The organism is Bradyrhizobium sp. S3.7.6, assembly GCF_054061875.1.
Window position 1 is genome coordinate 842,365 of the sequence record NZ_JBSSEQ010000001.1, and the last position, 25,668, is coordinate 868,032.

A 25,668-nucleotide genomic window follows, 5' to 3' on the forward strand; every position below is an offset into this window, starting at 1 on the left:
GGCAAAGGCCAGGAGAGACGTTGCACCGCTCTTTCCACCGTCATTGCGAGCGTAGCGAAGCAATCCAGAGTCCCTCGGCGGAGGCAATCTGGATTGCTTCGTCGCTGCGCTCCTCGCAATGACGATGGTGAGAGCCTACCGTTCCGCCCGCCCGATCACCGCCATCAGCTCCGCGATCTTCTCGCGCTGATCGGCCTTGTCGCCGCTCGCGATCGCGTGCTCGACGCAATGGGCGACGTGATCCTTCAGAACCTCTTCCTCGACCCGGCGCAGCGCGGCACGCACGGCCGAAATCTGCGTCACGATGTCGATGCAATAGCGGTCCTCCTCGACCATCTTCGAGAGGCCGCGAACCTGACCCTCGATCCGGCCAAGACGTTTTCCGACGGATGCCTTGATGTCCTTGCGCATGCGCTCTATATACCCCCCTAGGGTATATGTTGCAAGGCCGGAGCATGGCAATGAACGACGCCGAAAACGGGCACCATCACACGTCGGAAACATCGTCCGGATGCGGCTGTTCCGCCAAGGCTGCTCCCGAGGCCGCCCCCACGGGTGCTCCGCCAGCCGACAAGCCCGCGGCGTCCTCCTGCTGCGGCGGGCACGGCGATCATGCCCAGCACCACGCGCATGACCATGGCGCCGCCGCGACCACAGTCCTCGACCCCGTCTGCGGCATGACGGTCGATCCCGCCACCTCGAAGCATCACCACACACATCACGGCGAGACCTTCCATTTCTGCTCGGCCGGCTGCCGCACCAAATTCGCCGCCGATCCCGCAAAGTATCTCGTCAGAGAGAAGGCGCCCGAACCCGAGATGCCCGCGGGCACGATCTACACCTGCCCGATGCATCCGGAGATCCGCCAGGTCGGACCCGGCAGCTGCCCGATCTGCGGCATGGCGCTGGAGCCGGAGGTCGCGAGCCTGGAGACGGGACCCAATCCCGAGCTTGCCGACATGACGCGGCGGTTCTGGATCGGTGGCGCGCTGGCGCTGCCGGCGGTGGTGCTGGAGATGGGCGGCCATCTCGCCGGACCACACGACTGGATCGATCCGGCGCTGTCGAACTGGATCCAGCTCGTCGTCACCACGCCCGCCGTGCTGTGGGCCGGCTGGCCGTTCTTCGTCCGCGGCTGGCAGTCTCTGGTCACCCGCAACCTCAACATGTTCACGCTGATCGCGATGGGCACGGGCGTCGCCTATCTCTACAGCATCGTCGCGACTGTCGTGCCGCAGATCTTCCCGGCGGCCTTCCGCAGTCATGATGGTGCCGTTGCCGTCTATTTCGAGCCCGCCGCTGTGATCACCGTGCTGGTGCTGCTCGGCCAGGTGCTGGAGCTGCGCGCCCGTGACGCGACGTCGGGTGCGATCAAGGCGCTGTTGCAGCTTGCGCCAAAAACCGCGCGCCGCGTCGATGCCGATGGCGGCGAGCACGAGGTCGAGATCGATGCGCTCCACGCCGGCGACCATTTGCGCGTCCGCCCAGGCGAGAAGGTGCCGGTCGACGGAATTATCCTCGAGGGACGCTCCGCGCTCGACGAATCCCTCGTCACCGGCGAATCCATGCCGGTCACCAAGGAGCCAGGTGCAAAAGTGATCGCCGGGACGCTCAACCAATCGGGCGGCTTCATCATGCGCGCCGACAAGGTCGGGCGCGAGACGCTGCTGTCGCAGATCGTGCAGATGGTCGCCGACGCGCAGCGCTCGCGCGCGCCGATCCAGCGGCTGGCCGACCAGGTCGCTGGCTGGTTCGTGCCGACCGTGATCGCCGTCGCCATCGCCGCCTTTGCCGCCTGGGCCTGGTTCGGACCGGAGCCGCGGCTGGCGTTCGGCCTCGTTGCCGCCGTCAGCGTGCTGATCATCGCCTGCCCCTGTGCGCTCGGCCTGGCGACCCCGATGTCGATCATGGTCGGCGTCGGCCGCGGCGCGCAGGCGGGCGTGCTGATCAAGAACGCCGAGGCGCTGGAGCGGATGGAGAAGATCGACACGCTGGTGGTCGACAAGACCGGCACGCTGACCGAGGGCAAGCCCAAGGTGGTCGCGATCGTCCCGGCTGCCGGCTTTGCGGAGGACGACATCCTCCGCATTGCGGCCAGCGTCGAGCGCGCCAGCGAGCATCCTTTGGCCGACGCCATCATGCGCGCCGCGAAAGAGAAGCAACTCACCCTCGCTCAGGTCGAACAGTTCGACTCGCCGACGGGCAAGGGCGCGACCGGAATAATCGACGGCAGGAGCATCGTGCTCGGCAACGCAAGATATCTGGTGTCGATCGGCATCGACACCAGGGCGCTCGATGCCGAGGCCGAACGCATGCGCCAGGACGGCGCCACCGTGATCAACATGGCCGTCGACGGCAAGCTGGCCGGCCTGTTCGCGATCGCCGATCCGGTCAAGGCCTCGACCCCGGAAGCGCTGAAAGCGCTGGCCGATGAAGGCATCAAGGTCATCATGCTGACCGGCGACAATCGCACGACGGCGGAAGCGGTGGCGCGCCGGCTCGGTATCGCCGAGGTCGAGGCCGAGGTTCTGCCCGACCAGAAGAGCGCGGTGGTGACGAAGCTGCAAAAGGCCGGGCGCAGCGTCGCGATGGCGGGCGACGGCGTCAACGACGCGCCCGCACTGGCCGCCGCCGAGGTCGGCATCGCCATGGGCACCGGCACGGACGTGGCGATGGAGAGCGCCGGCGTCACCCTGCTGGGCGGTGATCTCACCGGCATCGTGCGTGCGCGAAGACTGTCGCAGGCAACCATGAGCAACATCCGGCAAAACCTGTTCTTCGCCTTCATCTACAACGCCGCCGGCATTCCGATCGCGGCCGGCATCCTCTATCCCGCGTTCGGCATCCTGCTGTCCCCGATCATCGCCGCGGCGGCGATGGCGCTGTCCTCGGTGAGCGTGGTCGGGAATGCGCTGCGGCTGCGCGGGACCCGGCTGTGAGGATGACGGTGCGCTCCCTCGCCCCGTTCTTACGGGGTGAGGGGCCGCTTCCGCGACCACGGTGACAATTGGACTCGTGGAGAGTCCCCCTCACCCGGAATTCAAGCTACGCTTGAACTCCGACCTCTCCCCGCAAGCGGGGCGAGGTAACAAGAGCGGTACGCGCGGAGAGGACCTGATGCAGCGGATTACGATCACGATCGAGGACGATTTGTTGGCGGAGATCGACGCGGCAGCGGAAGCGCGCGGCTACCAGAACCGCTCCGAGATCATCCGCGATCTCGCGCGTGCCGGCCTGCAACAGAGCGCCGAGGACACCGCGCAGACCGGCCCCTGCGTCGCCGGCCTCGTCTACGTCTACGACCACGCCGCGCGCGATCTCTCGAAACGCCTGGTGCAGGAATTCCACGGCCACCACGACCTCGCGCTGGCCACCCTGCATGTCCATCTCGACGATAACAATTGCATGGAGATGACGGCGCTGCGCGGCGACGCCTCCGAGGTCAAGCATTTCGCCGACCACATCATCGCCGAGCGCGGCGTCCGCTACGGCCGCGTGGTGATGATCCCGACGGGTGAAGGGAAGCAGGCGAAGGCGCGCAAGCACGGGCACCGGCACGAGTAGTTCTTCTCCCTCGCCCCGCTTGCGGGGAGAGGGTCGGGGTGAGGGGGAGCCTCCGCGGGGGCGGTACCAGTTGGACTCGCGGAGACTCCCCCTCACCCGGATCGCATCTTTCGATGCGATCCGGCCTCTCTCCGCACGCGGGGAGAGGCGACGACAAACCTCACGCCGAGAGTAAATTCTGCAGCGCTTCGCCGTTGGGGACGCCGAGGCCTGAGCAGGCGTCCCAGCCGGGGCCGGCCTTGTACATGCCGTGCAAATCGCCGGTGATGTCATTGTTGCCGACCGTGATGTCGCGGAACACGCCTTGCGTGTGCGCGGCGTAGATCAGCGGGTTGATGAAGCCGACGGTCTTGCCGAATTTCTTCGTCGTCGCCTCGTTGATGCGGGCGATCAACCCCGCCATCAGCGGCGCCACGGCACTTGTGCCGCCGATGGTGGTGCCGACGCCGTTGAGGAAGATCTGGTAGCCGGTCGCGGGATCGGCATCGCCGGCAACATCGGGCACCCCGCGGCCGTTGTGATGCGTCGGTGATTTCGGCACATGGGCCTGGGCCTGGTATTGCGGCCGCGGGAAACACGACGCTGACACCGCCGCCGCCTGCGCCGCCCTGCGGCCCGCCGTTCCAGACCACTTCGTTGATATCGCCGTTCGGCGCCTTCAGATTGGTGCCGCCGCAGGCGAGTGCAAACGGGCTCGAGGCCGGGAAATCTGCATGTGGCTTGCCGTCCCAGTCCGCGCCCATGTCAGCCGAACCATTGTCGCCGGAGGCAACGCAGACGGTGACGCCCATCGCGGCGGCGTCGCGGATCGCCTCGTTCAGGCCGTCGACGAATTGCTGCGAGCCTTCCTGGTCTTCCGGCCCGCCCCAGCTGATCGAGATCACCGAAGGTTTTCGCGCGGTGTCGTGGACGGCGGCCTTGACCGCATCGATGAAGCCGTTGGTGGTGTTGGGCGCGAAATAGACCACGATCCTGGCGCCGGGCGCGATCGCACTGGCCACCTCGATGTCGAGCACGACCTCGCCGTCGGCGTCCGAATGGCCGGGCTTGTTGGCGCCGCCGTCGACGCTCGCGGGTGCGATCTTCGGCATCGGGATGCCCGCCTTCTTGAAGAAGGTGCGCAGGTCTGACGTTTTGTAGCCGGCGCCCGTGGGATGGCCCTTCTGGTCGATGTCGTTGAGCTCGATGATGGCGATGCACTGGCCGGCGCCGGTCTCGCCGCCGGGGAAATTGTAGAGCTGGGCGATCTGATCGACCGAGAAGCTGCCGCCCTGCGCGGCGCGTGCGGCTGCGCCCTTCTGCGGCAGCTTGCGGCGGAAGTGGGGTTGCGCCACCGGCCGGTTGTCCAGGCCGTGCACGCCGACCACGATACCTGCGAGCTCGGCCGGGATCTGCACGCTGCCTTTACGCATGCGATGGGTCGCGCCCTCGTATCTGACCTTGTTGAGCTTGACGCCGAAGGCTGCGCTCATGGCCTTCACCGTCCCGGTCAGCTTCACGGTGCGGGACGCCAGATGCACGCTCTTGACGTTGAGATCGTGGTGATGCGCGAAATCGTCGATCTTGGCGACGTCGGCGGTATCCGCGCCCATCTCTGCGCCGAACTCGGCACGCGAGAGATACTGCCGCTCGCGCGGCGGTTGCGCGCCGAGCGTCATCACCTGCTCATCGTCGGCACGCTTCGCGCGCAGGCGAACGCTGATCTCGATTTCCTGCTTGGGATCGGCCGCGCCGACGAGCTTGGCCCCCTTCGGCAATTTCCGTGCGCTGTTCGCCAGCGTCACGCGCGTGGTCGAGCTTGCCATGACTTCCTCCGTTTGTGATTGGAAGGCAGATTGTCGCACCTCAACTATAGGTGTAATCTCAAACCCAAATTGGTTCAGGCATTTGAACGATATTTTTTCAGAAAACCTCTTGTTTGGCAGGGGCAACATCCGACTGGCTCAGATCGGCACGGAATCGGTCAATATTCACGACCATTCGACGACAAGGATTTCGATTTAAAATTGCAACCGTTGGCTTGTCTGGCCGACCAACGGAAGACGTTTGTCGAAATCAGACGTCTGGAAATCAATTTGGCGGAGACAATGCGATGCGTGCTGACCGCAAATGGGTTGAGAGAAATCTCGGTTTCGATCCGATCACGACGCCGCCCCCGCCCGACACCTTCGCGGTGAAACGCGTGGCCAAGGGCGCGGTGAAGAAATCCGCGAAGGTCACGACCGAAGACTTTCGGCGCGAGATCATCGATTTCGATTCCGAGTCGAGCGAGGGCCGCGAGTTCATGGCCTTCTCGACCTCGACCGGGCTGTCGCGCTTCACCGACATTGCCTGGCCGAAGGGGCTGGCGCCGCAAACCGGGCCGAAGCCGAAGGGCAACGGCAAGGGACCGCTACCGCGCGCCGACGTGCTGGTCGTGACCTGGACCGTCGACGAGGGCCACGCCCTCAGCCGCGTGCTGACGCCGGGCAAGGACTCCCGCAACGATTACGTACCCTATACGCATAATTACGCGGCCATCTCCAAGAAGATGCGCAACGGCTGTCCGGCCAAGGAGCTGAAACGGCTCGGCACCTACTGGACCACCACGATCGGCAAGAAGAAGGTCGTCATCTTCAAATCCGATTCGCACATGTCGCAGGACGGCCCGCAGCTGCCGAACATCGACGTCTGGCGCCAGATCATCACCGAGGTGCAGCCGAGTCTCGTGATCACCACCGGTACGGCGGGCGGCATCGGCAAGGAATTCGAGGTCGGCGACGTCGTCGTCAGTCCGATCGTTCGCTTCGACTGCCTATCGAAGTTCAAGAAGCAGCCATTCGCGCAGGAGCATTTTTCCAGCCGATCCGCCGTGACGAAGAAGTTCGCGCAGGCCAAGACGCTGTTCAAGGCCAATGCCGGGCAATTGCCGAAGGACAATACAAGGGCGCCGAAGATCTTCGTCGTGAAGCCGAGCGGCCTGTCCTCCTCCGTGGTCACCACCGACTTCTTCGGCTTCGACACCTCGGACGACCACTTCCATCTCCAGGGGCTCGGCGACGTCTCCGAGATGGGCGATGCCATCCTTGGCCTAGTCGCGCAGGAGATGGGCGAGAAGGCACCGCGCTGGCTCGCGATCCGCAACGTCTCCGATCCGCAGATCAAGGCCGAAGGCACCCTGCAGCAGCAGGAGCAGATCGCGGCCCAGATCTACAAGGGGTTCGGCCGCTGGAGCACGGTCTGTAGCGCCATCACCTGCTGGGCCAGCATCGCGGCGGAGCCGTAGCGAGCGATCCGGCCAGCACAGACGACAAAGGACGGGCGATCAATCAGGGAAAGTGGAACGGCCATGGCGCAGATCACGATCAACGGCATCACGATCGATCCTTCGGCTCCGCACGCGGAACGCGCCGCGCTGTCGCTGGATCATGCGAATGCGAAGGAATCCGACTACATCATCGTGCAGACCAACCAGCCGCTCAACGCCGAGCGCAGAGGGCAGCTCGCCAAGGCCGGCGCCGAGATCCTGGAAGCCGTCCCGGGCAGCGCCGTCATCTGTCACTTTCCGGCGGCCGGGCTCGACAAGGTGCGGAAACTTCCGTTCGTGACATGGGCAGACCTCTACCCGGGCATCGTGAAGATCGCGCCGGCGCTGCGCAACCTGGACACCCAACCCGGAGGCGTCGCCGCGGCGCGCGCGCTTGCGGCAAAGCCGGCGGCGCTCGACCGCACCAGCGTGACCGTCGACGTCATGCTCCACCGCAATGTCGGCGTGAAGGCCGCCGCAAAGAAGATTGCGGAAGCGGCGCATGTGCAGCTCGACGACGTCGTCCCGGGCACGGCCAAGGTGCGTGTGACGCTGAAGATGCGCCGTCTTGCCGACGTCGCGGCGCTCGACGAGGTGCGCAGCGTCGAGAAGGTCTTTCCCCGCAAGCTGCTCAACAACATCGCGCGGGGCATTCTTCGCGTTCCCGCGGCGACGCCGAGCAATGGCGGCGAAGGCGCGGGCGAGATCATCGCGATCGCCGATACCGGTTTCGACAAGGGATCGACCACGAACACGCACCCGGCTTTCAAGGGGCGCGTCAAGAAGCTCTACGCGCTCGGCCGGCCCGGGCGCAAAGACGATCCTGATGGTCACGGCACCCATGTCGCGGGTTCCGCTCTCGGCGACGGCGTATCGAAAAGCGACGGCCCGATCCGCGGCACGGCTCCCGGTGCCAAGCTGGTTCTGCAATCCGTGCTCGACAGCGACGGCAATCTCGGCGGCCTGCCCGACAGCCTCGATGCGCTGTTCGGCCCGCCCTACAAGACGGACAAGGCGCGAATCCATTCCAACTCCTGGGGCAGCGTCGGAAATTTCGGCGTGTATGACTCCCAGGCCAACGAGCTCGACACGTTCGTCTACGCGCACCGCGACATGCTGATCTGCTTCGCCGCCGGAAATGAGGGTAGCGACAAGGATGGCAATGGCCAGGTCGACCCCAACTCCGTGACGCCGCCGGGTACGGCCAAGAACTGCCTCACCATCGGCGCCTGCGAGAACAATCGTCCCAGCGAGGCCATGACCTACGGCAGGGCATGGCCAGACGATTTTCCGGCCACGCCGATCAGCTCCGATCGTGTGGCCAACAATCCCGAAGGGATGGTGGCGTTCAGCAGCCGCGGACCCACCAACGACGAACGCATCAAGCCCGACGTCGTGGCGCCGGGATCCTTCATTCTGTCAACCCGATCCCGCGCCACGAAATCGAAGGGATGGAAGCTCTCGCAAGATCCGCTCTACATGTTCGAAGGCGGCACCAGCATGGCGACGCCGCTGGTGGCCGGGTCCGTCGCGGTGATCCGGGCGTTCCTGAGGAAAAGCCAGGGACTGAAGTCGCCGAGCGCCGCACTGCTCAAGGCGCTCATCATCAACGGAGCGCGCAGTCTCGCCGGACAATACCATCCGTCGGAGGCGGGGTCCGTCGCGAGCAACAGCCAGGGCTTCGGCCGGGTCGACGTTCAAGCGGTGGTCGGCCCCCATGCCACGAGCGAAGAGCTGCAGTTCTTCGACGAGAAGAAGAAGCTGGACGCCGGCGACCGCGAAGACCGCACGGTCACGATACCGGCGGGAAGCAGCCGCCTGAAGGTCACGCTGGTCTGGACCGATCCGCCCGGCGAAGGCCTGCAAAGCGACCTCGATCTCGTCGTGGTGGCCAACAAGCAGGAACGCCATGGCAACATGCCGGCCGGCTCGAAGGACTTCGACCGCCGGAACAATGTGGAGCAGGTCATCTTCGAAAATCTGCCGGCCGGCGAAGCGGTGATATCGGTCATCGCTCATTCCATCGCCGTCGCGCCGCAGAACTATGCCCTCGTCATCAGGGTGAGCTAGAGCGTCTTCAAGCGAAGTGGCTGCCGGTTCGCGCGAAGAAAACGCGTCAAAACAAGCGCCTTGAGCTTCCGTTCTGATTCACTCAGAACCCAAGCTCCAGGCGCGGCAATCTGTCCCGGAAAGCTCGACCTCTTGTCGAACCTTCCGCGCATGTCTACCTCTCGCGGGTGGTTTTGCTGAGAGGTACTCCGATGCTGGATGCCGCCGTAAAGGCGCTGTCGCAATTGATCTCGCCGCCGATGCGCTCGATCCTGTGGCGATCGATCGGGCTTGCACTGGTCCTGATCATCGTGCTGGCGATCGGCTTGCAGCGGCTGCTGAGCTGGTTTGCGACCTATGGTGAGGTCTGGCTGGAAGGCCTGCTCGGGCCGAGCTGGCATTCCTCGCTCGAGGTCCTCGCCTGGATCGTCTCGATCACGGCGGGCCTCGGCGTCGTGTTCGGCGGTGTGTTCCTGATGCCTGCGATCACCTCGCTGGTGGCGAGCCTGTTCGTCGACGACGTCGCCGACATCGTCGAGCGCGAGCACTATCCCGCCGAGCGGCCGGGCGCTGCGCTGCCGTTCAGCCAGGCGATCTACGAGGGCGTCAAGACCGCGCTGCTGACGATCGTGGTCTATCTGGTGGCGTTGCCGCTGGTCCTGTTCGCTGGTGCCGGATTCCTGATCTTCTTCGTCGCCGCCGCCTGGCTGCTCGGGCGCGAATATTTCGAGCTCGCCGCGATGCGCTTCCGTTCGCCGGAGGAGGCCAGGGCGATGCGGCGCGACAACGCCGCGACCATCTTCACCGCCGGCCTTTTCATTGCGGCCTTCGTCTCGATCCCGATCGTCAATCTGGCGACGCCGATCTTCGGCATGGCGTTCATGGTCCACATGCACAAGCGCCTGTCGGGGCCGCGGCCCGAGCTGATCGAGCCGGCGCGGCAGATGCGGTGAGGCCTCTCAGTTCACTTGCACCCCGCATTTGCGCAGCAGCATCTTGGCGAAACCGAACGGCGCCGGCGTGAACGGGCCCGGTGGCGCCCGGGTGATCAGCGCGACGACGCCGAGCGCGACCATCGCTAGCCAGAAGCACAGCCAGAAGCCGTCGATATAGGCGAGCACATTGGCCTCGCGCTGCACCAGGCCCGCGAGCGTGCCGACCGCGCGCGCCTGCGCCATTCCGGTGCCATGGGCCGCGAAGTAATCGGCGAGCTGCTTGAGCCTACCCACCACGTCGGCATTGCCGACCACAAGGTCCTGGCCGAGATAGAAGGAATGGACCTGCTCGCGCACGCGCAGCCACGTTCCCATCAGCGCGATGCCGATCTCCGCGCCGCCGAGCCGCATGATCTGGATGTAGGCGGCAAAGGAGGTGGCGCGGCTCGGATCGGCGTTCGACAGCAGCGTGATGATGATCGGCAGCAGGAGCAGCGACTGCCCGATCGCCTGGAGCAGCACGATGCCGACAAAATCCTCGCGCGCCCAGACATGGCTGAGCTGCGTGCCCCAGAGATTGGCCGCGGCAAAGCAGGCAAAGCCCAGCACCACGACAAGCCGCGTATCGAAATGCCGCAGCAGCCAGATCGAGATCGGCACCAGCACGAACATCGGCAGCGCGCCATAGGTGAGCAGCAACATCCCGCTCTGCTCCGGCCTGAGCAGAACGACATTGCCGAGGAAGTTCGGCACCAGCGACGAGTTGGAGAGGCTGGTCAGCGTGTAGAGCAGGATCAAGATCAGCCCCAACCCGACATTGCGCGAGAACAGCACGTTGACATGCGCCCAGGGCTGTCGCACCAGCGACTCGTTGACGAGGAAGCCTGCGAACAGCACCACACCGCTGACGAGCAGCGCCATCACCGTCCCCGAGCCGAGCCAGTCCAGGCGATTGCCCTGGTCGAGGCCGGCATAGATCATCGAGACCGCGGCGCCGAGCAGCAGCATGCCGCCCCAATCGGCCTCGCGCAGCAGCGTGCGGTTCACCGGCTCGCTCGGCGTGCCCAGATAAACCATCAGGCCCATCAAGGGCGCGATCACGACGCTCTGCCAGTACATCCATTGCCAGCCGAGATGGTCGACATAGAAGCCGACCAGGGAGCTCGACGTATCCAGCGCAAAGCCGACCCGGATCGAATAGAGCGAGATCGCCGGCACCCACCATCGGATCGGCAGGTTTCGTAACACGATCATGAGCGTCGCAGGCACGAAGGTGCCGAGCAGCAGGCCATGAACGACGCTGAGCGCGAGCAGCGTCGGATAATCGTGCACGAAGGGAATGATCAGCGACACCGCGGCGTAGACGAGGCTCGGGATGCCGAGCACGCGGCGCAGGCCGAACACCGTCGCGAGCCACGCCACCGCCGGCGCAATCAGGATCTGCGAGCCGATGCCGGCGGTCGAAAGCCAGGCGCCCTCGTCAAACGAGAGCGAGAACGCACCGCGCAGGTCCGGCAGACCGACCGTGGTCAGCCGGCTGTCGAAATTGGCGAGGAACGAGCCGAGCAGCACCGCCGCCACGGCAAACAACGGCTGTGGCGCGATGCCGCCGCGCGAGAGAGGCCCGCGGCCGGCATCGTCATTTTCCGCCATTCGCGGCCTTCGTGTCGATGCTGGTGACGACCGACATGCCCGGCACCAGCCGCGCCAGCAGCGGCTGGTTGTCGTCGAACTGGATGCGCACGGGAATGCGCTGCACGACTTTGGTGAAATTGCCGGTCGCATTGTCCGGCGGCAGCAGGGCCACCTGCGCGCCGGTCGCGGGGGCAATGCGCTCGACCTTGCCGCGCAGCTTCTCGCGCGGGAAGCCATCGACGGTGATCTCGACCGGCTGGCCCGGCGCGACATGCGTGAGCTGGGTCTCCTTGTAATTCGCGATCACGTAGACCTTCGGCAGCGGCACCACATTGATGAGGTTGGTGCCGATGTTGACGTAGTCGCCGGGCTGCACCTGGCGCTCGCCGACGACGCCGTCGAACGGCGCGGTGATCCTGGTATAGCCGAGCTTCAGCTTCGCGCTCGCCAGCGTCGCCTTGGCCGCCGCGACATCGGCGGCGCGCTGCTTCTTGGTGCCCTGCAGAACTTCGAGTTGATGCTGCTGCGCGGCGATGACGGCGCGACTGGCACGCACGTCGGCCTGCGCCTTCGCGTAGCCCGCGACGGCCTGTTCCAGCCGCTGCCGCGTGCCGGCTTCCGTCTGCGTCAGGGATTTCTGGCGATCCTGCTCCTGCCGGGCCTCGACCTCCAACGCTTCCGCTGACAGCTGCGCGGCCTGCGCCTGCGCGATGGTCGCATATTGCAGCTCGACCTGGTTGCTCAGATTGTCGAGCACGGCCTGCGCGGCGGCGACAGCGGCCTCGGACTGCGCGACCTGGGCCTGGTAGTCGGCGGGATCGATCTGGATCAGGAGATCGCCGGCCTTGACGCGCTGGAAGTCGGAGACCCCGACGGTCAGCACTTCGCCGGAGACGCGGCTTGCAAGCCGCGTCAGATCGGCGCGCACATAGGCGTCGTTGGTGGTCTGGACCACGGCGTTGCCGACCCATTCGTCGAAGCGCAGCGTCGCCAGTGCCACGAAGGCGAGCGCGACGATCACGGCGAACAGGGGGATCGCGAGCCGGCCCCAGAGCGAGCTCGCCGGCCGCTGCGTCGGCTTCGGCGGCGGAGCCGGTGCCGCGGCCGGCGGTGGCGGTGGCGATGGCGATGGCAATGGCGATGGCGATGAGATTTGTTCTTGCTGACTCACGACATGCCCCCAAAACCGGCTTGCTTCACATCGCCCCCCCGAAACGACGGCGCCACCTCAGACCGTCTTCTCCGGCCATCGGCAGAGATCGTTGATCAGACACACCTCACAGCGCGGCTTGCGGGCGAGGCAAGTATAGCGGCCATGCAGGATCAGCCAATGATGGGCGTGCAACATGAACTCGGCCGGGATCACCTTTTCGAGACCAAGCTCGACTTCGAGCGGCGTCTTGCCGGGCGCCATCCCGGTGCGGTTGCCGACGCGAAACACATGCGTGTCCACCGCCATGGTGTGTTCGCCGAAGGCCATGTTGAGCACCACGTTGGCGGTCTTGCGCCCGGCGCCTGGCAGGGATTCGATCCCGGCGCGCGTGCGCGGCACCTCGCCGCCGAATTCGCTGAGCACCTTTGCCGATAGCGCAATCACGTTCCTGGCCTTGGTGCGATAGAGGCCGATGGTCTTGATGTATTCGCGCAAGCGTTCCTCGCCGACGTCGAGCATCTTCTGCGGCGTGTCGGCGATCTCGAACAAGGCGCGCGTCGCCTTGTTGACCCCGGCATCGGTGGCCTGCGCCGACAGCACCACGGCGACCAGCAGCGTGAAGGGATTGACGTGCTCGAGCTCGCCTTTCGGCTCCGAATTGGCCTTGCGGAAACGGCTGAAGACCTCGTGGATCTCGGCCGGCGTCCAAGGTTTGGTAGAATTGGGTCTTGCGGCCTTGAGCGATTTCCTGGCGGGAGCCCTCGGCTTCGCAACTATCGCCTTTGCCTTTTTCTTCGGCACGGACGCTTTGCGCGGGGCCGGCTTGCGGGTGATTTTCGCCATGATCCGGATATACTGAGGGACGATGAGCACAGGCAACGAAATTGAGCGCGGGCGATCTGAAAGCGAGACGGACCCTCAGATCTTCTCCGCGCTCCTGACGCCGCACCGCTCGCTGAACCGCACCGGCTTCCTCGCCGTGATGCTGTTCCTGAGCGTGGTGAGCTTTGCCACCGGCCTCGCCTTCCTGATGATGGGTGCGTGGCCAGTGTTCGGCTTCTTCGGCCTCGACGTGCTGGTGATCTGGTGGGCCTTCAAGGCCAATTTCCGCAGCGCGCGGGCGCGCGAGGAGATTTCGGTCACGGCGTCCGAACTGCGGGTGCGGCGCGTCAGTCATCGCGGCCAGGTCGCCGAATGGACGTTCAATCCGCTCTGGGTCCGCCTCGATATGGAGGTCGACGAGGATTTTGGCATCGAGCATCTCTATTTGATCTCGCGCGGCCATCAGATCCAGATCGCCCGCTTCCTCGGCCCGGACGAAAAGGCAAGTTTTTACAAAGGCTTGGTTGAGGCCCTGAACGCCGCCAAGCGCGGCCCGACCTACAACCCGGTCTCCTGACTCCGAATCGGAAATCGGGTGGTTTCGGCCCGGCGCCACGCCTACATTTCCAGTCATGATGACACTCGCCATAAATGACCAGCGCCTGGCCAAGCCGGGCTCCCAGAACGCCGCGTTGCGCGATTACGACTCCGTGCGCCGGGCGATCGCGTTCATCTCGGAGAACTGGCGCACCCAGCCGGCCATCGAAGCGATGGCCGATGCGGCGGGCGTCACGCCGGATGAGCTGCACCATCTGTTCCGCCGCTGGGCCTCGATCACGCCGAAGGCGTTCATGCAGGCGCTGACGCTCGATCACGCCAAGGGACTGTTGCGGGACTCCGCGAGCATCCTCGATGCCGCGCTCGATTCAGGTCTTTCAGGACCGGGCCGGCTGCACGATCTCTTCGTCACCCATGAAGCGATGTCGCCCGGCGAATGGAAGAACGGCGGCGCGGGCCTGACGCTGCGCTACGGCTTCCATCCCTCGCCGTTCGGCACGGCGATCGTGATCGCCACCGACCGCGGCCTGTCAGGCCTTGCGTTCGCCGATCCCGGTGAGGAGAAGGTCGCGCTCGCCGACATGACGCGGCGATGGCGCAACGCAACTTACGTCGAGGATCACGAAGGCACCGCACCGCTCGCACAGCGCATCTTCGACACCAGGCTGTGGCGGCCGGACCAGCCGTTGCGCGTGGTGATGATCGGCACCGATTTCGAGGTACGGGTGTGGGAGACGCTGCTGAAGATCCCGATGGGTCGCGCGGTGTCCTATTCCGACATCGCCTGCAACATCAACAGCCCGAAGGCCTCACGCGCCGTCGGCGCTGCGGTCGGCAAGAACCCGGTCTCGTTCGTTGTGCCCTGCCACCGCGCGCTCGGCAAGAGCGGCACGCTCACCGGCTATCACTGGGGCATCACCCGCAAGCAGGCGATGCTGGGCTGGGAGGCCGGGCAGCTGGGGATGCAGTAGGCCCCGCTTCCGTAGGGTGGGCAAAGGCGCATAGCGCCGTGCCCACCATTCTTCCGCGATCGCTGACACATGGTGGGCACGCTACGCTTTGCCCACCCTACGACTCCGCGCTTGTGGCGAAGCTCAGCCCGCCAGATCCAGCTTCGAGGCCACCGTCGAATCCGCGTTGAGCCGGTAGATGATCGGCACACCGGTCGCGAGCTCGCGCTTCAAAATGCCTTCGGGCGAGAGCTTTTCCAGCACCATGATCAGCGCGCGCAGCGAGTTGCCGTGGGCGGCGACCAGCGTGCGCTTGCCGTTGAGCACGCCGGGCAGGATCTCCTGCACGTAGTAGGGCAGCGCGCGCGCCAGCGTATCCTTCAGGCTTTCGCCGCCGGGCGGCGGCACATCGTATGAGCGGCGCCAGATCAGCACCTGGTCCTCGCCCCATTTCTTGCGGGCGTCGTCCTTGTTGAGGCCGGAGAGATCGCCATAGTCGCGCTCGTTCAGCGCGAGGTCTTTGGAGGTCGGCAGGCCCTTCTGGTCGAGCTCGCCGAGAATGAGATCGAGCGTGTGCTGCGCGCGCGTCAAGACCGAGGTGTAGGCGACGTCGAACACGAGGCCCTGCGCCTTCAGCTTGCGGCCGGCTTCCGTGGCTTCCTTCACGCCGAGCTCGGTGAGATCAGGATCCTTCCAGCCCGTGAACAGGTTCTTCAGATTCCACTCGCTCTGACCGTGGCGCACGAGCACGAGGAGACGTTCGCTCATTGACTGCTTTCCATTCAGGTTATTGTTGAGGAATGATCTTGGCGGAAAGCCGCTTCACGTCTTGCGCTAACGCGGCCCTTCGGGTCCGGTTCATGCTCCGGCTCGCTCAGATGTCTGCGAGACCGAGCACGTCGGCCATGGAGTAGTGCCCCGGCTTCTTGCCATGCGCCCACAGCGCCGCCTTGAGCGCGCCGTGTGCGAACAGCATGCGGTCTTCGGCGAGATGCGACAGCGTCAGGCGTTCGAACGGACCAAGAAAGGTCACGCTGTGCTCGCCGGCAACGGTGCCGCCGCGCAAGGAGGCAAAGCCGATGTCGCCCGGCTTGCGCGCGCCGGTGATGCCGTCGCGGCCGCGATCCGAATGCTCATCGAGCGAGATGCCGCGGCCGGCGGCGGCGGCCTGGCCCAGCATCAGCGCAGTGCCCGAGGGCGCATCGATCTTCATGCGGTGGTGGGTTTCCACGACCTCGATGTCGAAGCTCTCGTCGAGTGCCTTGGCGACGCGCTTGACCACCGCGGCGAGCAGATTGACGCCCAGGCTCATATTGCCCGACTGCACCACGACCGCACGGTTGGTGACGCTCTTGATCACGGCGTTGTCGGAGGCCGACAGTCCGGTGGTGCCGATGACGTGCACGATGCCGCGCTCGGCAGCGATCGCGACATTGGCGATGGTCGCGGCCGGCACGGTGAAATCCAGGATGCCGTCGGCATCTTTCGACATCGCCCAGAGGTCGGCCGAGAGTTTGACGCCGTTGGCAGGCAGGCCCGCGAGTACGCCGGCATCCTTGCCGAGCAGCTCCGAGCCGGGCGCCTCCAGGGCTCCCGCCAGCACCGCGCCTTCAGTGTCGGCAATGGCTCGTGCCAGCGCCCGGCCCATCCGGCCGCCTGCCCCGGCAACAATCAAACGCATATCGGACATAGTTCACCCTCTCCACGCCCTATAGCGGGAGCGGGCCGTTCCGGCAACCGATCAGGCCTTCAAAAGGCCCGTGGCGCGGGTCTCCCCAAGCACAGATGCAACGCTAGAGCATGAGCTCCAGGTCTTTCCTGAGCACGACCTGGCCATCGCGCTCTACAACATAAGTGGCCTTGTAGGAGCCGCGTTCCCACCCCCCGGGAGGTCGCTTCTTCCCCGCAAAGAGCATGAATTGCGCCTTGTTGGCCTGAAGTGGTGCAGACCGATTTTCCGCGATGACGTTGTCGAGGGGATCCTTGATGAGCAGCCATTGCGCGTCGCCCGCCTTCAGCCCGATAGCCCGCACGAACGCGACGATCGCCATCGAACCGACGGACGGCTTTTGGCTCTCGGCACTGCCGTCCTCGATGAGTTCCATCGTGACCGGCCCCGTCGTAAAGCCCGCATTGAGGATGGCTCGTTCCTGGTACTCGAGTTTCGGGCGGAGGGCAGCAAGCCAGAGCGATTGACCGCCCTCGCAAGACTCGGGGCGAACGCCGTACGCAAAGGGATCGACCACCGCGCCATTGTGCCTCACGGTGAAATGCAGGTGAGGATACTCCGTGAGGCCGGAGAGACCGACACGGCCGAGCGGCTGTCCTAGGTCGACCTTGTCTCCAGGCTTGACCGACACACTGCCGGCGGCGAGGTGGCAGTACTGGGTTTCCCACTGCTCCGGATGTTCGATGACGACGCCATTGCCACATTCGGCCTCGCGCACCGCTTCGCGTCCCGATTTTGTGAAAGCGCCGTCCGGCGCGTCATTGCGTGTACGAAGAATACGGCCGCCTGCCGCCGCGCGCACGTCCACGCCGGCCCTTTGCACCGGCAGTGAGGGCAAACGAAAATCGGTGCCGTTGTGGTCGTCATAAGTCAGCGTGCCGCATTTGTAATCTCGCGCCGACCGCGACGGATCGAGATCCGTGTAATTCTGGATGTAGCAGGTGCGGCCAGGCTCGCAGGCAATCGGCAGCGCCAATTGAATGCTCTGGGCATGGGCAGGGAAGCCGGCCCCGGCCAATGCCAGGGCAGCGAACATCCGGTAGAGGAAACCTGCGCTGCCCATGCGCCTCGACATCGCGGAGAACCCCGTACTCATTCAGGCGAATGCTTGCCGGCCGTCCGCAATCTCATCGGACCCTCTTCGTCCAATCGACAATCGGAGGCCGACCGGCTCACCCAGTTCTCGCGCCTGCCAGCGCCAAAAGGCGATTGGGTGAGATGATACAGAAGAAAGAACTCCGACTGTCGGTTGATCCCCAGTTTGAGCATGATCCTCTTGGTGTAGGTTCGCACCGTTGCCTCGGTCAGCCCAAGCTCGGCTCCAATATCGCGAGGGCACTGGAATTGAAGAATCCGGGCGACGATTCTTTCCTCAGCCCAGTTCAAGCCAAAGGCAGATGCGATGCAGTGCGCGCCCTGCACGTCATCGAATTGCGGCACGACGATGAGGGCCTGTCCCAGCTTGTCATGCGTTGGAACAGCGCCGATCTTGGCGAAGGCGAACTGCTGACGATCCGTCGAAAGCGGTACCGTAGTGTTGAACCATCCATGAGTCCCGCTCTCGATGAGCACTTTCCCGATTGCCCCCCGCAAGCTCTCGGTCACGGAAGCGCATGAGCCAGCAAGCCTGCCTCCTTCCATCCTGAGCAACTCGCGCTTGGCAAGCAGCACGCGTCCACCACGATTGACTGCGTAAATGTGCAGGCCCTGGTCCACGACGATGGCGGGAAAGGTCAGCTCTTCGAGCCAGAGTTGCGCATCGACCTGCCCCGGCGCTTGCCGGGCAAGTGAATGAGCAGCCTTCCATAACGGGCGCACGGTATGCGCCAAGCCCGGAATCTCCGATGCCGCAAGCGCGGCCGGTCGCCATCCGGCCACGAACACGACCGTGGTTCGCTCATCGGAAGCAAACCTGCCAATGACTGAATGACTCTTTACCGGGGGTTCCGCGCCGATCAACTTGCGGACGAAGGAGGTCCGGGAATTGATCGGCTCGAGCGAGGCGACGTCCTCGGCTGTACCCTTGCGCGCAAATCGCTCAACCATCGCCGCGCATGACGGATCGGCAGGAGCATCTCCGATCCTGGCTTCTTCCAGCCCGGAGGCGGATAGCATGGCTACGTAGCAGCTCCGGCAGCCGAGCAATTCCGCCATGGCCTTTGCGAAATATTCCATTGCGGCCTGTTGCGGGCGTGGCTCCGGACAAGACCCAGACGGACCGCATCCGTCATTGCCTTGCTTCGAGGCGCGCTCGACGCAATCGGAACGAAAATCATCCTGTGCGGAAGGTAGTGCCTTACTGCACTCATGCACGGTCGCCTCCCTCATAGGCCGGCCCACCCCTTACCAGCGCTTAATTCTCCCTGAACGCACGGTTGATCCGTAACGTCATCGGCTGCAAAAGATATTCCGCAAAGGTTCGTTCCCCCGTCTCGACAAATATCTCGACAGGCATTCCAGGCATCAATGTGGAGATGTAGGAGGCCGTCGGCGCGTTGGGGTCCAGCTCAACCTCGGCCAAATAGGAGCTGTCGCCGGAATGGGTGTCGGTCAGTGCGTCTGCCGCAACGCCGACGACCCTTCCCTCGAGCATCGGCCGGCGGCGAATGTTCAGCGCGTGAACTCGCACACGCGCCATCTGTCCGACATAGACCTCTTCCCGATCGGCAGGCTTCAATGTCGCCTCGATGACAAGCCGATCTTGCATCGGAACGATTTCCAAAAGGGTTTCCCGAGGTCCAAGCACGGCATTGAGGTCCCTGCTGTTGAGGCCGACGATCCTTCCACTTTCCGGGGCACGCAATTCAGACCGGACAAGCTGGGCACGCAACGCGGCAATTCGATGTCTGAGGTCGCCGATCTCCTCGCTCGTCGCATGCCGCTGCTTGGCGATATCCTGATTTTGGTTGAACCCCAGTTGCCTGCGTCTGTCCTGCAACTCCGCGATCTTGCCCTGTATCTCCGAGATTGACGCGGCATTGCGATCGACCTGTCCGGTGGCCTCGGCTTCGGCCCGTTGCAAGGCCAGCAAACGTGGTTTCCGGGCGAGGCCCTTTGCGAGGAGATAACTCGTGTCGGCGATCTCTTCCCGCAACAGCTTGAGTTGCTGTTCAAGTCCTTGGGTGTTGCTCTGCAGGCCGCGGATGGTGTCCGCGTTTTGCAGCATCTGCTGATCGATCACCTTGCGCTCGTTCTCAATCGCGGCCAGTCGCGCGGCAAATTCGGCCTCCTGGGTTTGAATGGCGATACGTGCGGAGAGACGCGTTGCACTTTCCCGCAATTCGTCCGGAAACCGGATTGACTTCGCACCGTCTTGCTCCGCCGCCAGCCGGGCCTCCATCGCCAGATCAGCAAAGAACTTGGTTTCGAGGGAACCAAGGCTCCCTTCGATCTGCGCGGTGTCGAGCCGTGCAATGAGTTGACCGGCTTCGACGTGATCGTTCTCCCGGACATAGATCGATTTGATGATTCCGCCTTCCAGATGTTGCACCGCCTTGCGCTTCGAATGGACCTTGATGAATCCTGGTGCCACGACGGCGCCGCGGAGCGGAACCGTGGTTGCCCACAAGCCGAAGCCGCAAAATTGCAGGACGAGCAATACACAGCCCCATGCGATGATCCGTCGCATGTCGGATCGCGGTTGCTCCGTCGGCCAGGTCTTCGACGGACCTGCAACAGGCGCGGACATCGCGGAGGCATGACCGGTCTGCGTCATGGAATGACCCTCCTGCCTGGCAACCTCTGAGGTTCGACATTGCGCGGGAGCCCTGCCGAACCCGGTACCGGTGCCGGCCGCTGGGCGCGAAGTACGTCATATGGCGGTCCGAAGGCGACCTGGTTGCCGTCCCTCAACAGCAGCACGGCATCGGCGATGGTCAACAGCCGCGGCCGGTGGGTGACGATCACCGACGCCGCGCCGCGCGCTTTGGCCGATTGAATGGCGGAGCACAACGCTTCTTCGCCGTCCGGGTCGAGATTGGCATTGGGCTCATCCAGCAGGATCAATTTGCGATCGCCGAAGAAGGCGCGGGCAAGACCAATGCGCTGACGCTGGCCACCGGATAGCCTGCAGCCGTCGCGGCCGATCTCGGTCTGGTAGCCGGCCGGAAGGGACAGGATCATCTCATGCGCCTGCGCGAGCATGGCCGCGGCGACGATGGCCTCGTCCCGTGCGTATTCATCAAACCCGGCAATGGCTTCGGCCACCGTTCCTTCCAGGAGCTGCACGTCCTGGGGGAGATAGCCGACGAATTGCCCAAGCTGGTCGGGATCCCAGGTATGGAGTGCTGCGTGGTCCAACCGGATCGTACCGCTGGTCGGCCGATCGAGGCCTGCCATCAAGCGCAGCAATGTGGATTTTCCGGCGCCGGTCGGCCCGATCACGACGACAAGCTCGGACGGCCGGCATTGAAAGGATATGCCCGCGAGAATGGGACGCTGCGTCCCGCCAATCCGGAATGTCACCCGCTCTACCTTGAGCATGCCGGCTGGCGGCGGAAGCAACGTCTTCCGCGGACGCGCAAGCACCGGCATCGCGGCGTTGCAGACTTGCGTCCACGCGTCCTGCGCAGATGCCAACGCGCGCCAGGCCGAGACCAACCCTTCCATGGGCTGCAACGTGCGCGCTATCAGGATCGAGCTCGCGATCAGACTGCCGGACAGCACCTCGTTCTGGAGCACGAGCCAGGCACCGCAGCCGATCGCGGCAATCTGCAGGATGGTCCTGACCATTCGCGCGGCGGCGCTAATCGTGTAGATGCGTTCGCTGGCCCGCACCACCGGAGACAGGGCTTCGTCATTGAGGCTCATGAACGCGCGGATGGCGCCCCGGGTCCAGCCCATCGCCCGCACCACGCTGGAGTGCCGGACGATTCCATCGAGCAACGCCTGCGTCTTCAACGCCGCTTGCGAAGCCTGCGCAATTTCCCCGCGCGCGATCCAGTGGCTTGCAACACCCATCGCCAGCAGGACCCCCACCCCGATCAGGGCTATGACGCCATACCAGGGGTGCAGGAAGAACAGGATGAGAATAAACACCGGGAGGAACGGAGCATCTATCAGCGATGTGACCGTTCCGCTCGACAGGAAAGTTCTCAACTCGCGAAGCTTGACCAGATCGTGCTGCCGGCCGTCGCCCGGCGCCGCGCCGGTGATGCTGCCTTCAAGGATGATCGGAGCGAGGCAGTGCTCGAACCCGACCGCGAACCGGCTCAACAGGCGGTTACGAAACGTGTCGAAGGCGGCGCTGAAGGCGAGAGCGCCGACGGCGATGACGGTGAGGCCGACAAGCGTCTCGACGCTTCCGCTGCTGAGCACGCGGTCGAACACTTCGATTGAATAGAAAGGTACGACCAGCAGCAGCAGGTTTACGGACACGCTGAAACAAACGATCCACACCAACGCGAATCGTCCCGGAATCAAGGCCACCAGCAATCTCTGACCAGATGCTGGGATCACACCACGGTTACGCGAATACATAACTTGCCGGCACTATCACTGACTGAAATGAGGGCGGGGCGGCCTGACAGCCGCCCCGCTACTAGTCGGCGCTAGACAACGTCAACGGCCGTATAACCGGCGGCAGTGTTGATTTCGGCGATCGACTCGAACGGTGTCGCGCCGCCCGTGATGCCATCGAGCTGGATGGCGCCGAAGCCGAAATCCAGCACGGTGTTGGTGCCGTCGTCGTCCACTACCACTGTAGCCGGGTCAAAGCCTGGCGGAGCGTCGACAACAACGGCATCGCCATCGGCAAAGCTGAGATCGGTGACTTCATCGTTGCCGAAGTTCGTAGCTGTGTTGTCGCCGAAATTGTGCGTATCGGTACCAGCACCGCCCGTCAGCACATCATCGCCGAGTCCACCGTTGAGGACGTCGGCGCCATTGCCGCCGGACAACTCGTCATCGCCGTTACCGCCGTTCAGGGTGTCATTGCCGGCGCCGCCCGACAGGATGTCAGCCCCAGCCCCGCCGTTCAGGACATCGGTGCCGTCGCCGCCATCGAGCGTGTCATCTCCGGCGTCGCCGTCGAGCGTGTCGTTGCCGGTTCCGCCGCTCATTTCGTCATCACCGGCGCCGCCGCTCATGGCATCGTTGCCCGCGCCGCCGGCCATCTCGTCGTCTCCGGCATCGCCGAACATCGTATCGTTACCGGCGCCGCCGTCCATGATGTCGTCGCCCGCGTCGCCGTGCATGGTGTCGTTGCCATCGCCACCGTTGAGCGTATCGGCGCCCAAACCGCCGTTCAGGATGTCGTCACCGGTACCGCCGTTCAGCAGGTCATTGCCAAGTCCGCCGTTCAGCGTGTCGTTGCCGGCATCGCCATTCAGAGTGTCATCTCCGAATCCACCGTTGAGTAGGTCGTTACCGTCGCCGCCATTCAAGACGTCATTGCCGGCGTCGCCGCTCAACGTATCGTCGCCGGCGTCGCCCCACAGGGTGTCGGCACCCGCGCCGCCATGAATGTCATCATTGCCGTCGCCGCCGTGGATGCCGTCGTCGCCGGCGTCACCAAAGAGCTGATCAGCGCCGGTTCCGCCATCGATGGTGTCGTTGCCCTGGTCGCCGTGGATGATGTCGGCGCCGGCATTTCCGTTCAGCGTGTCGTCGCCCGCGCCGCCGTTGATCGTGTCGTCGCCGGCGCCACCGGTGATCGTATCGATACCGGCATTTCCATCAAGGATGTCGTTGCCGGCACCACCATCGATGGAATCATTGCCCGCGCCGCCGCTTACGTCATCATTGCCGTCCAGGCCAGTAATGGTGTCGTTGCCTTGAAGGCCAAAGATCTGATCGTCTACATTCGTGCCAGGCAACACATCGTCGCCTGCTGTTCCGATGATCAGTGCCATGATCTTCACTCCCTTTGCATGGAAATGCGCGATGCGGGTCGCCTTGCGGCCCGTCACGGACGTCGCAGATTTCGGGTTGGCTTGATGCCCATCACCGATCGATGTGGGCTCCGATCAAGCAACCTTGGATGAAACGAGAGCGATCCAGCAATCCCCATTTGGGGACAAAAGAATACGGCAAGCTGGTGGACCCAATGACGGCCACGGTCTTCGTCTCAGGCGCGAACGACCCTCAGGCGTTCAAGCGAATGAGTCCGTCAAGGTGATGCAAGATGATGTCGACGTGAGTGCGAGCGGAGATGTCCGCGACGCTCTCCTGATCGCGTGCGATGATCGCACGCGCGTGCTGTCCGCGAGAGCCGGATGATGCTCGCGTCAATCCAGGATAGGTTCTCGCGACGATCCGTCTTCAGGGCTGCGGGCCGTCATAGCCCTCGATGATGATGAGGTCGGCGATGGAGTGCGGCTGGCGCACCTTGATGTTGGCCTGGTATTCCGGCGAGTTGTAGCAGGCGATCGCGGTCTCGTAGTCGGGAAATTCAATCACGACGTTGCGCGAGCGGCTGGCGCCTTCGACGGTGGTGAACTTGCCGGCCCGAACGACGAAGCGGCCACCCCATTTCTTGAAGATCGGACCGTTGGCGACGGCATAGGGCTTGTAGCCCTCGTCGCTGCTCACATCCACGCGCCCGATCCAGTAGCCCTTTGCCATTGTTCTTCTCCCTGTTTGTCGGTCTCTATCTAAGCATGATCCGACCGGAAAACCGCTGCGCGGTTTTTCCGAATCATGCGCCGAGCGCCTGCGCGATCTCGGCCTGGATGGCTTCAGCGATCGCCTTGGGGTCGGCGGCTTCCACCACCGGCCGTCCGACGACGAGATAATCGGCGCCCGCGGCAATTGCGCGGCCGGGCGTCATGATGCGTTTCTGGTCGCCGCTCGCAGAACCCGCCGGCCGGATGCCGGGGGTGACGAGGCTCATCTGGTGGCCGACGATCTTGCGCAAGGCGCCGACCTCCTCGGGCGAGGACACCAGCCCGTCGACGCCGAGCACCTGCGCCTGCTGCGCGCGCGCTTCGACCAGCTCGGAGACGCTGAGCCGATAGCCGGCCGCATGCAGATCGTCGTCGTTGTAGGACGTCAGCACCGTGACGGCGAGAATCTTCAGGCTCGCGCTACCGCGGCCTTCGACCGCGCCCTTCATGGTCTGCGGATAGGCGTGCACGGTGACGAAGGTAGCACCCAGCTTGGCCACGCTCTCCACACCACGCGTGACGGTGTTGCCGATGTCGTGCATCTTGAGGTCGGCGAACACCTTCTTGCCCTTGTCGGCGAGCTTGCCGATCAGCGGCAGGCCGCCGGCATAAGCGAGCTGATAGCCGATCTTGTAGAAGGTGACGCTGTCGCCGAGCCTTGCGATCATCGCCTCCGCGGCGTCAACGCTGGGAAGGTCGAGCGCAACGATCAGGCGGTCCTTCGGGGCGATCTCGGCTGGCGTCATGTCACCTCACATCATGCGTTGGGAAATGTCGATCAATTGCCGCGCCAGCTCCTTCAACGCGGCGATGTCGCCCTCGTTCTTGAGCCTGTCCATATCGTCATAGGCTCTGGTCGGCAAAGGCGAGCGTGAGCTGGCTGGCAATCACGTTGGCGTGGCAGGAGGTCAGGATCAGCCGCAACGCCTGGAGCGCACGGGCCGCACCGAGCCGGCTCTGCGAGGCGCCGGCGAGCGCGAAGGCGCGGTTGCGAAACACGTCGCCGCGCGTCTCGTGCAGCTCATGTACGCGGCTGACCCAGTCGATCGCGTTCTTCAGCAGCGGCGGCACCGAGGCGTTGTATTCGGGCGAAACGATCAGCACGCCATGATGCGCGCCGATCATGCGCTTGAGATTGATCGCGTGCTTGGGCACGCCGGACTTGGCCTGGAGATCGCCGTCGTAGATCGGCAGCGGAAAATCGGCGAGCGAGATACGGGTGACGTCGACGCCGGCCTGGGCGAATTCATAGGCGGCGACCGCCGCCAGCTTCGCATTGTGCGAGCCGGTGCGCAGCGAGCCGGGAATGACCAGGATTTTGGGTGCGGACATCCACTTCCATGCGTTCGGCGAAACGAGTCCGCCGCGCAAAAGGGAATGCCG

The 25,668-nt window shown here is 64.5% G+C and carries 22 protein-coding genes and 1 pseudogene; 7 read left to right on the forward strand and 16 right to left on the reverse strand.

All coding sequences use genetic code 11. The features are described 5' to 3' along the window. Positions 1 to 135 precede the first annotated feature (135 nt). Complete coding sequence (locus ACVJ5M_RS03955) at positions 136 to 411, reverse strand: metal-sensitive transcriptional regulator (protein ID WP_007598521.1); 276 nt, start codon at positions 409 to 411, stop codon at positions 136 to 138. A gap of 50 nt (positions 412 to 461) precedes the next feature. On the opposite strand from ACVJ5M_RS03955, the gene ACVJ5M_RS03960 reads away from it, so the two are divergent. Both ACVJ5M_RS03960 and nikR read left to right on the forward strand, forming a co-directional pair. After that, positions 462 to 2,939, forward strand: a complete 2,478-nt coding sequence (locus ACVJ5M_RS03960) for a heavy metal translocating P-type ATPase (RefSeq protein ID WP_063980229.1) — start codon at positions 462 to 464, stop codon at positions 2,937 to 2,939. A 178-nt stretch (positions 2,940 to 3,117) separates the two neighbouring features. Next, entirely contained in the window at positions 3,118 to 3,564 is a 447-nt protein-coding gene (gene nikR / locus ACVJ5M_RS03965) for a nickel-responsive transcriptional regulator NikR (protein ID WP_063980230.1), read from the forward strand. Between the two features lie 160 nt (positions 3,565 to 3,724). On the opposite strand, the gene ACVJ5M_RS03970 is transcribed toward nikR, so the two are convergent. Next, positions 3,725 to 3,865 (reverse strand): hypothetical protein, encoded by a 141-nt coding sequence (locus ACVJ5M_RS03970; protein WP_456679257.1) that lies wholly within the window; start codon positions 3,863 to 3,865, stop codon positions 3,725 to 3,727. After that, positions 3,834 to 5,369 carry a S53 family peptidase gene (locus tag ACVJ5M_RS03975; protein WP_456679258.1) on the reverse strand — a complete coding sequence of 512 codons (1,536 nt, stop codon included), beginning with the start codon at positions 5,367 to 5,369 and terminating at the stop codon, positions 3,834 to 3,836. Before ACVJ5M_RS03975 ends, ACVJ5M_RS03970 begins: the two co-directional genes overlap by 32 nt. A gap of 287 nt (positions 5,370 to 5,656) precedes the next feature. Between ACVJ5M_RS03975 and ACVJ5M_RS03980 the strand changes: the two genes are divergently transcribed. The 3 genes from ACVJ5M_RS03980 to ACVJ5M_RS03990 all read left to right on the forward strand — a co-directional run bounded on the left by ACVJ5M_RS03980 (position 5,657) and on the right by ACVJ5M_RS03990 (position 9,852). Then, positions 5,657 to 6,829 carry a phosphorylase family protein gene (locus tag ACVJ5M_RS03980; RefSeq protein WP_063980232.1) on the forward strand — a complete coding sequence of 391 codons (1,173 nt, stop codon included), beginning with the start codon at positions 5,657 to 5,659 and terminating at the stop codon, positions 6,827 to 6,829. 63 nt (positions 6,830 to 6,892) lie between these two features. After that, positions 6,893 to 8,920: a S8 family serine peptidase gene (locus ACVJ5M_RS03985; protein WP_231143743.1), complete on the forward strand. Its 2,028-nt coding sequence runs from the start codon at positions 6,893 to 6,895 to the stop codon at positions 8,918 to 8,920. A 191-nt stretch (positions 8,921 to 9,111) separates the two neighbouring features. After that, a complete protein-coding gene (locus ACVJ5M_RS03990; protein ID WP_063980234.1) occupies positions 9,112 to 9,852 on the forward strand; it encodes a sulfate transporter family protein in 741 nt (246 codons plus the stop codon). Positions 9,853 to 9,858: 6 nt separating this feature from the next. Here ACVJ5M_RS03990 and ACVJ5M_RS03995 read toward each other — a convergent pair whose 3' ends face one another. Genes ACVJ5M_RS03995 through nth form a run of 3 tightly spaced genes read right to left on the reverse strand, consistent with a single transcriptional unit; the run spans position 9,859 to position 13,465 of the window. Further along, positions 9,859 to 11,487, reverse strand: a complete 1,629-nt coding sequence (locus tag ACVJ5M_RS03995) for an MFS transporter (protein ID WP_063980235.1) — start codon at positions 11,485 to 11,487, stop codon at positions 9,859 to 9,861. Continuing rightward, a complete protein-coding gene (locus ACVJ5M_RS04000; protein WP_456679259.1) occupies positions 11,474 to 12,640 on the reverse strand; it encodes an HlyD family secretion protein in 1,167 nt (388 codons plus the stop codon). Before ACVJ5M_RS04000 ends, ACVJ5M_RS03995 begins: the two co-directional genes overlap by 14 nt. A 57-nt stretch (positions 12,641 to 12,697) precedes the next feature. Beyond that, the gene (gene nth, locus ACVJ5M_RS04005; RefSeq protein ID WP_063980237.1) at positions 12,698 to 13,465 is read right to left on the reverse strand and encodes an endonuclease III; all 768 of its coding nucleotides are present in this window, start codon (positions 13,463 to 13,465) and stop codon (positions 12,698 to 12,700) included. Between the two features lie 22 nt (positions 13,466 to 13,487). On the opposite strand from nth, the gene ACVJ5M_RS04010 reads away from it, so the two are divergent. Both ACVJ5M_RS04010 and ACVJ5M_RS04015 read left to right on the forward strand, forming a co-directional pair. Beyond that, positions 13,488 to 14,021 carry a DUF2244 domain-containing protein gene (locus ACVJ5M_RS04010; protein WP_063980238.1) on the forward strand — a complete coding sequence of 178 codons (534 nt, stop codon included), beginning with the start codon at positions 13,488 to 13,490 and terminating at the stop codon, positions 14,019 to 14,021. Positions 14,022 to 14,076: 55 nt separating this feature from the next. Further along, entirely contained in the window at positions 14,077 to 14,973 is an 897-nt protein-coding gene (locus ACVJ5M_RS04015) for a methylated-DNA--[protein]-cysteine S-methyltransferase (RefSeq protein WP_063980239.1), read from the forward strand. A 123-nt stretch (positions 14,974 to 15,096) separates the two neighbouring features. Here the strand turns inward: ACVJ5M_RS04015 and ACVJ5M_RS04020 are convergent, their stop codons facing one another. The 10 genes and pseudogenes from ACVJ5M_RS04020 to ACVJ5M_RS04065 all read right to left on the reverse strand — a co-directional run bounded on the left by ACVJ5M_RS04020 (position 15,097) and on the right by ACVJ5M_RS04065 (position 25,617). Beyond that, entirely contained in the window at positions 15,097 to 15,720 is a 624-nt protein-coding gene (locus tag ACVJ5M_RS04020) for a 2,3-bisphosphoglycerate-dependent phosphoglycerate mutase (RefSeq protein WP_014490847.1), read from the reverse strand. 106 nt (positions 15,721 to 15,826) lie between these two features. Next, a complete protein-coding gene (gene dapB / locus ACVJ5M_RS04025) occupies positions 15,827 to 16,642 on the reverse strand; it encodes a 4-hydroxy-tetrahydrodipicolinate reductase (RefSeq protein ID WP_028148808.1) in 816 nt (271 codons plus the stop codon). Positions 16,643 to 16,745: 103 nt separating this feature from the next. Beyond that, positions 16,746 to 17,744: a M23 family metallopeptidase gene (locus ACVJ5M_RS04030; RefSeq protein WP_283017901.1), complete on the reverse strand. Its 999-nt coding sequence runs from the start codon at positions 17,742 to 17,744 to the stop codon at positions 16,746 to 16,748. A gap of 29 nt (positions 17,745 to 17,773) precedes the next feature. Then, the gene (locus tag ACVJ5M_RS04035) at positions 17,774 to 18,856 is read right to left on the reverse strand and encodes a helix-turn-helix transcriptional regulator (RefSeq protein WP_283017902.1); all 1,083 of its coding nucleotides are present in this window, start codon (positions 18,854 to 18,856) and stop codon (positions 17,774 to 17,776) included. Between the two features lie 178 nt (positions 18,857 to 19,034). Continuing rightward, positions 19,035 to 20,396 carry an HlyD family type I secretion periplasmic adaptor subunit gene (locus tag ACVJ5M_RS04040; RefSeq protein ID WP_354100301.1) on the reverse strand — a complete coding sequence of 454 codons (1,362 nt, stop codon included), beginning with the start codon at positions 20,394 to 20,396 and terminating at the stop codon, positions 19,035 to 19,037. After that, positions 20,393 to 22,108 carry a type I secretion system permease/ATPase gene (locus ACVJ5M_RS04045; RefSeq protein ID WP_231145447.1) on the reverse strand — a complete coding sequence of 572 codons (1,716 nt, stop codon included), beginning with the start codon at positions 22,106 to 22,108 and terminating at the stop codon, positions 20,393 to 20,395. The genes ACVJ5M_RS04040 and ACVJ5M_RS04045 overlap by 4 nt, the downstream gene beginning before the upstream one ends. A 122-nt stretch (positions 22,109 to 22,230) precedes the next feature. After that, complete coding sequence (locus tag ACVJ5M_RS04050; protein ID WP_231143746.1) at positions 22,231 to 23,532, reverse strand: calcium-binding protein; 1,302 nt, start codon at positions 23,530 to 23,532, stop codon at positions 22,231 to 22,233. Positions 23,533 to 23,941: 409 nt separating this feature from the next. Beyond that, a complete protein-coding gene (locus tag ACVJ5M_RS04055; protein WP_063980243.1) occupies positions 23,942 to 24,244 on the reverse strand; it encodes a DUF1330 domain-containing protein in 303 nt (100 codons plus the stop codon). A 73-nt stretch (positions 24,245 to 24,317) separates the two neighbouring features. After that, positions 24,318 to 25,031 (reverse strand): orotidine-5'-phosphate decarboxylase, encoded by a 714-nt coding sequence (gene pyrF / locus ACVJ5M_RS04060; RefSeq protein ID WP_063980244.1) that lies wholly within the window; start codon positions 25,029 to 25,031, stop codon positions 24,318 to 24,320. A 6-nt stretch (positions 25,032 to 25,037) separates the two neighbouring features. Beyond that, positions 25,038 to 25,617: pseudogene (locus ACVJ5M_RS04065) on the reverse strand (NADPH-dependent FMN reductase). Positions 25,618 to 25,668 lie beyond the last annotated feature (51 nt).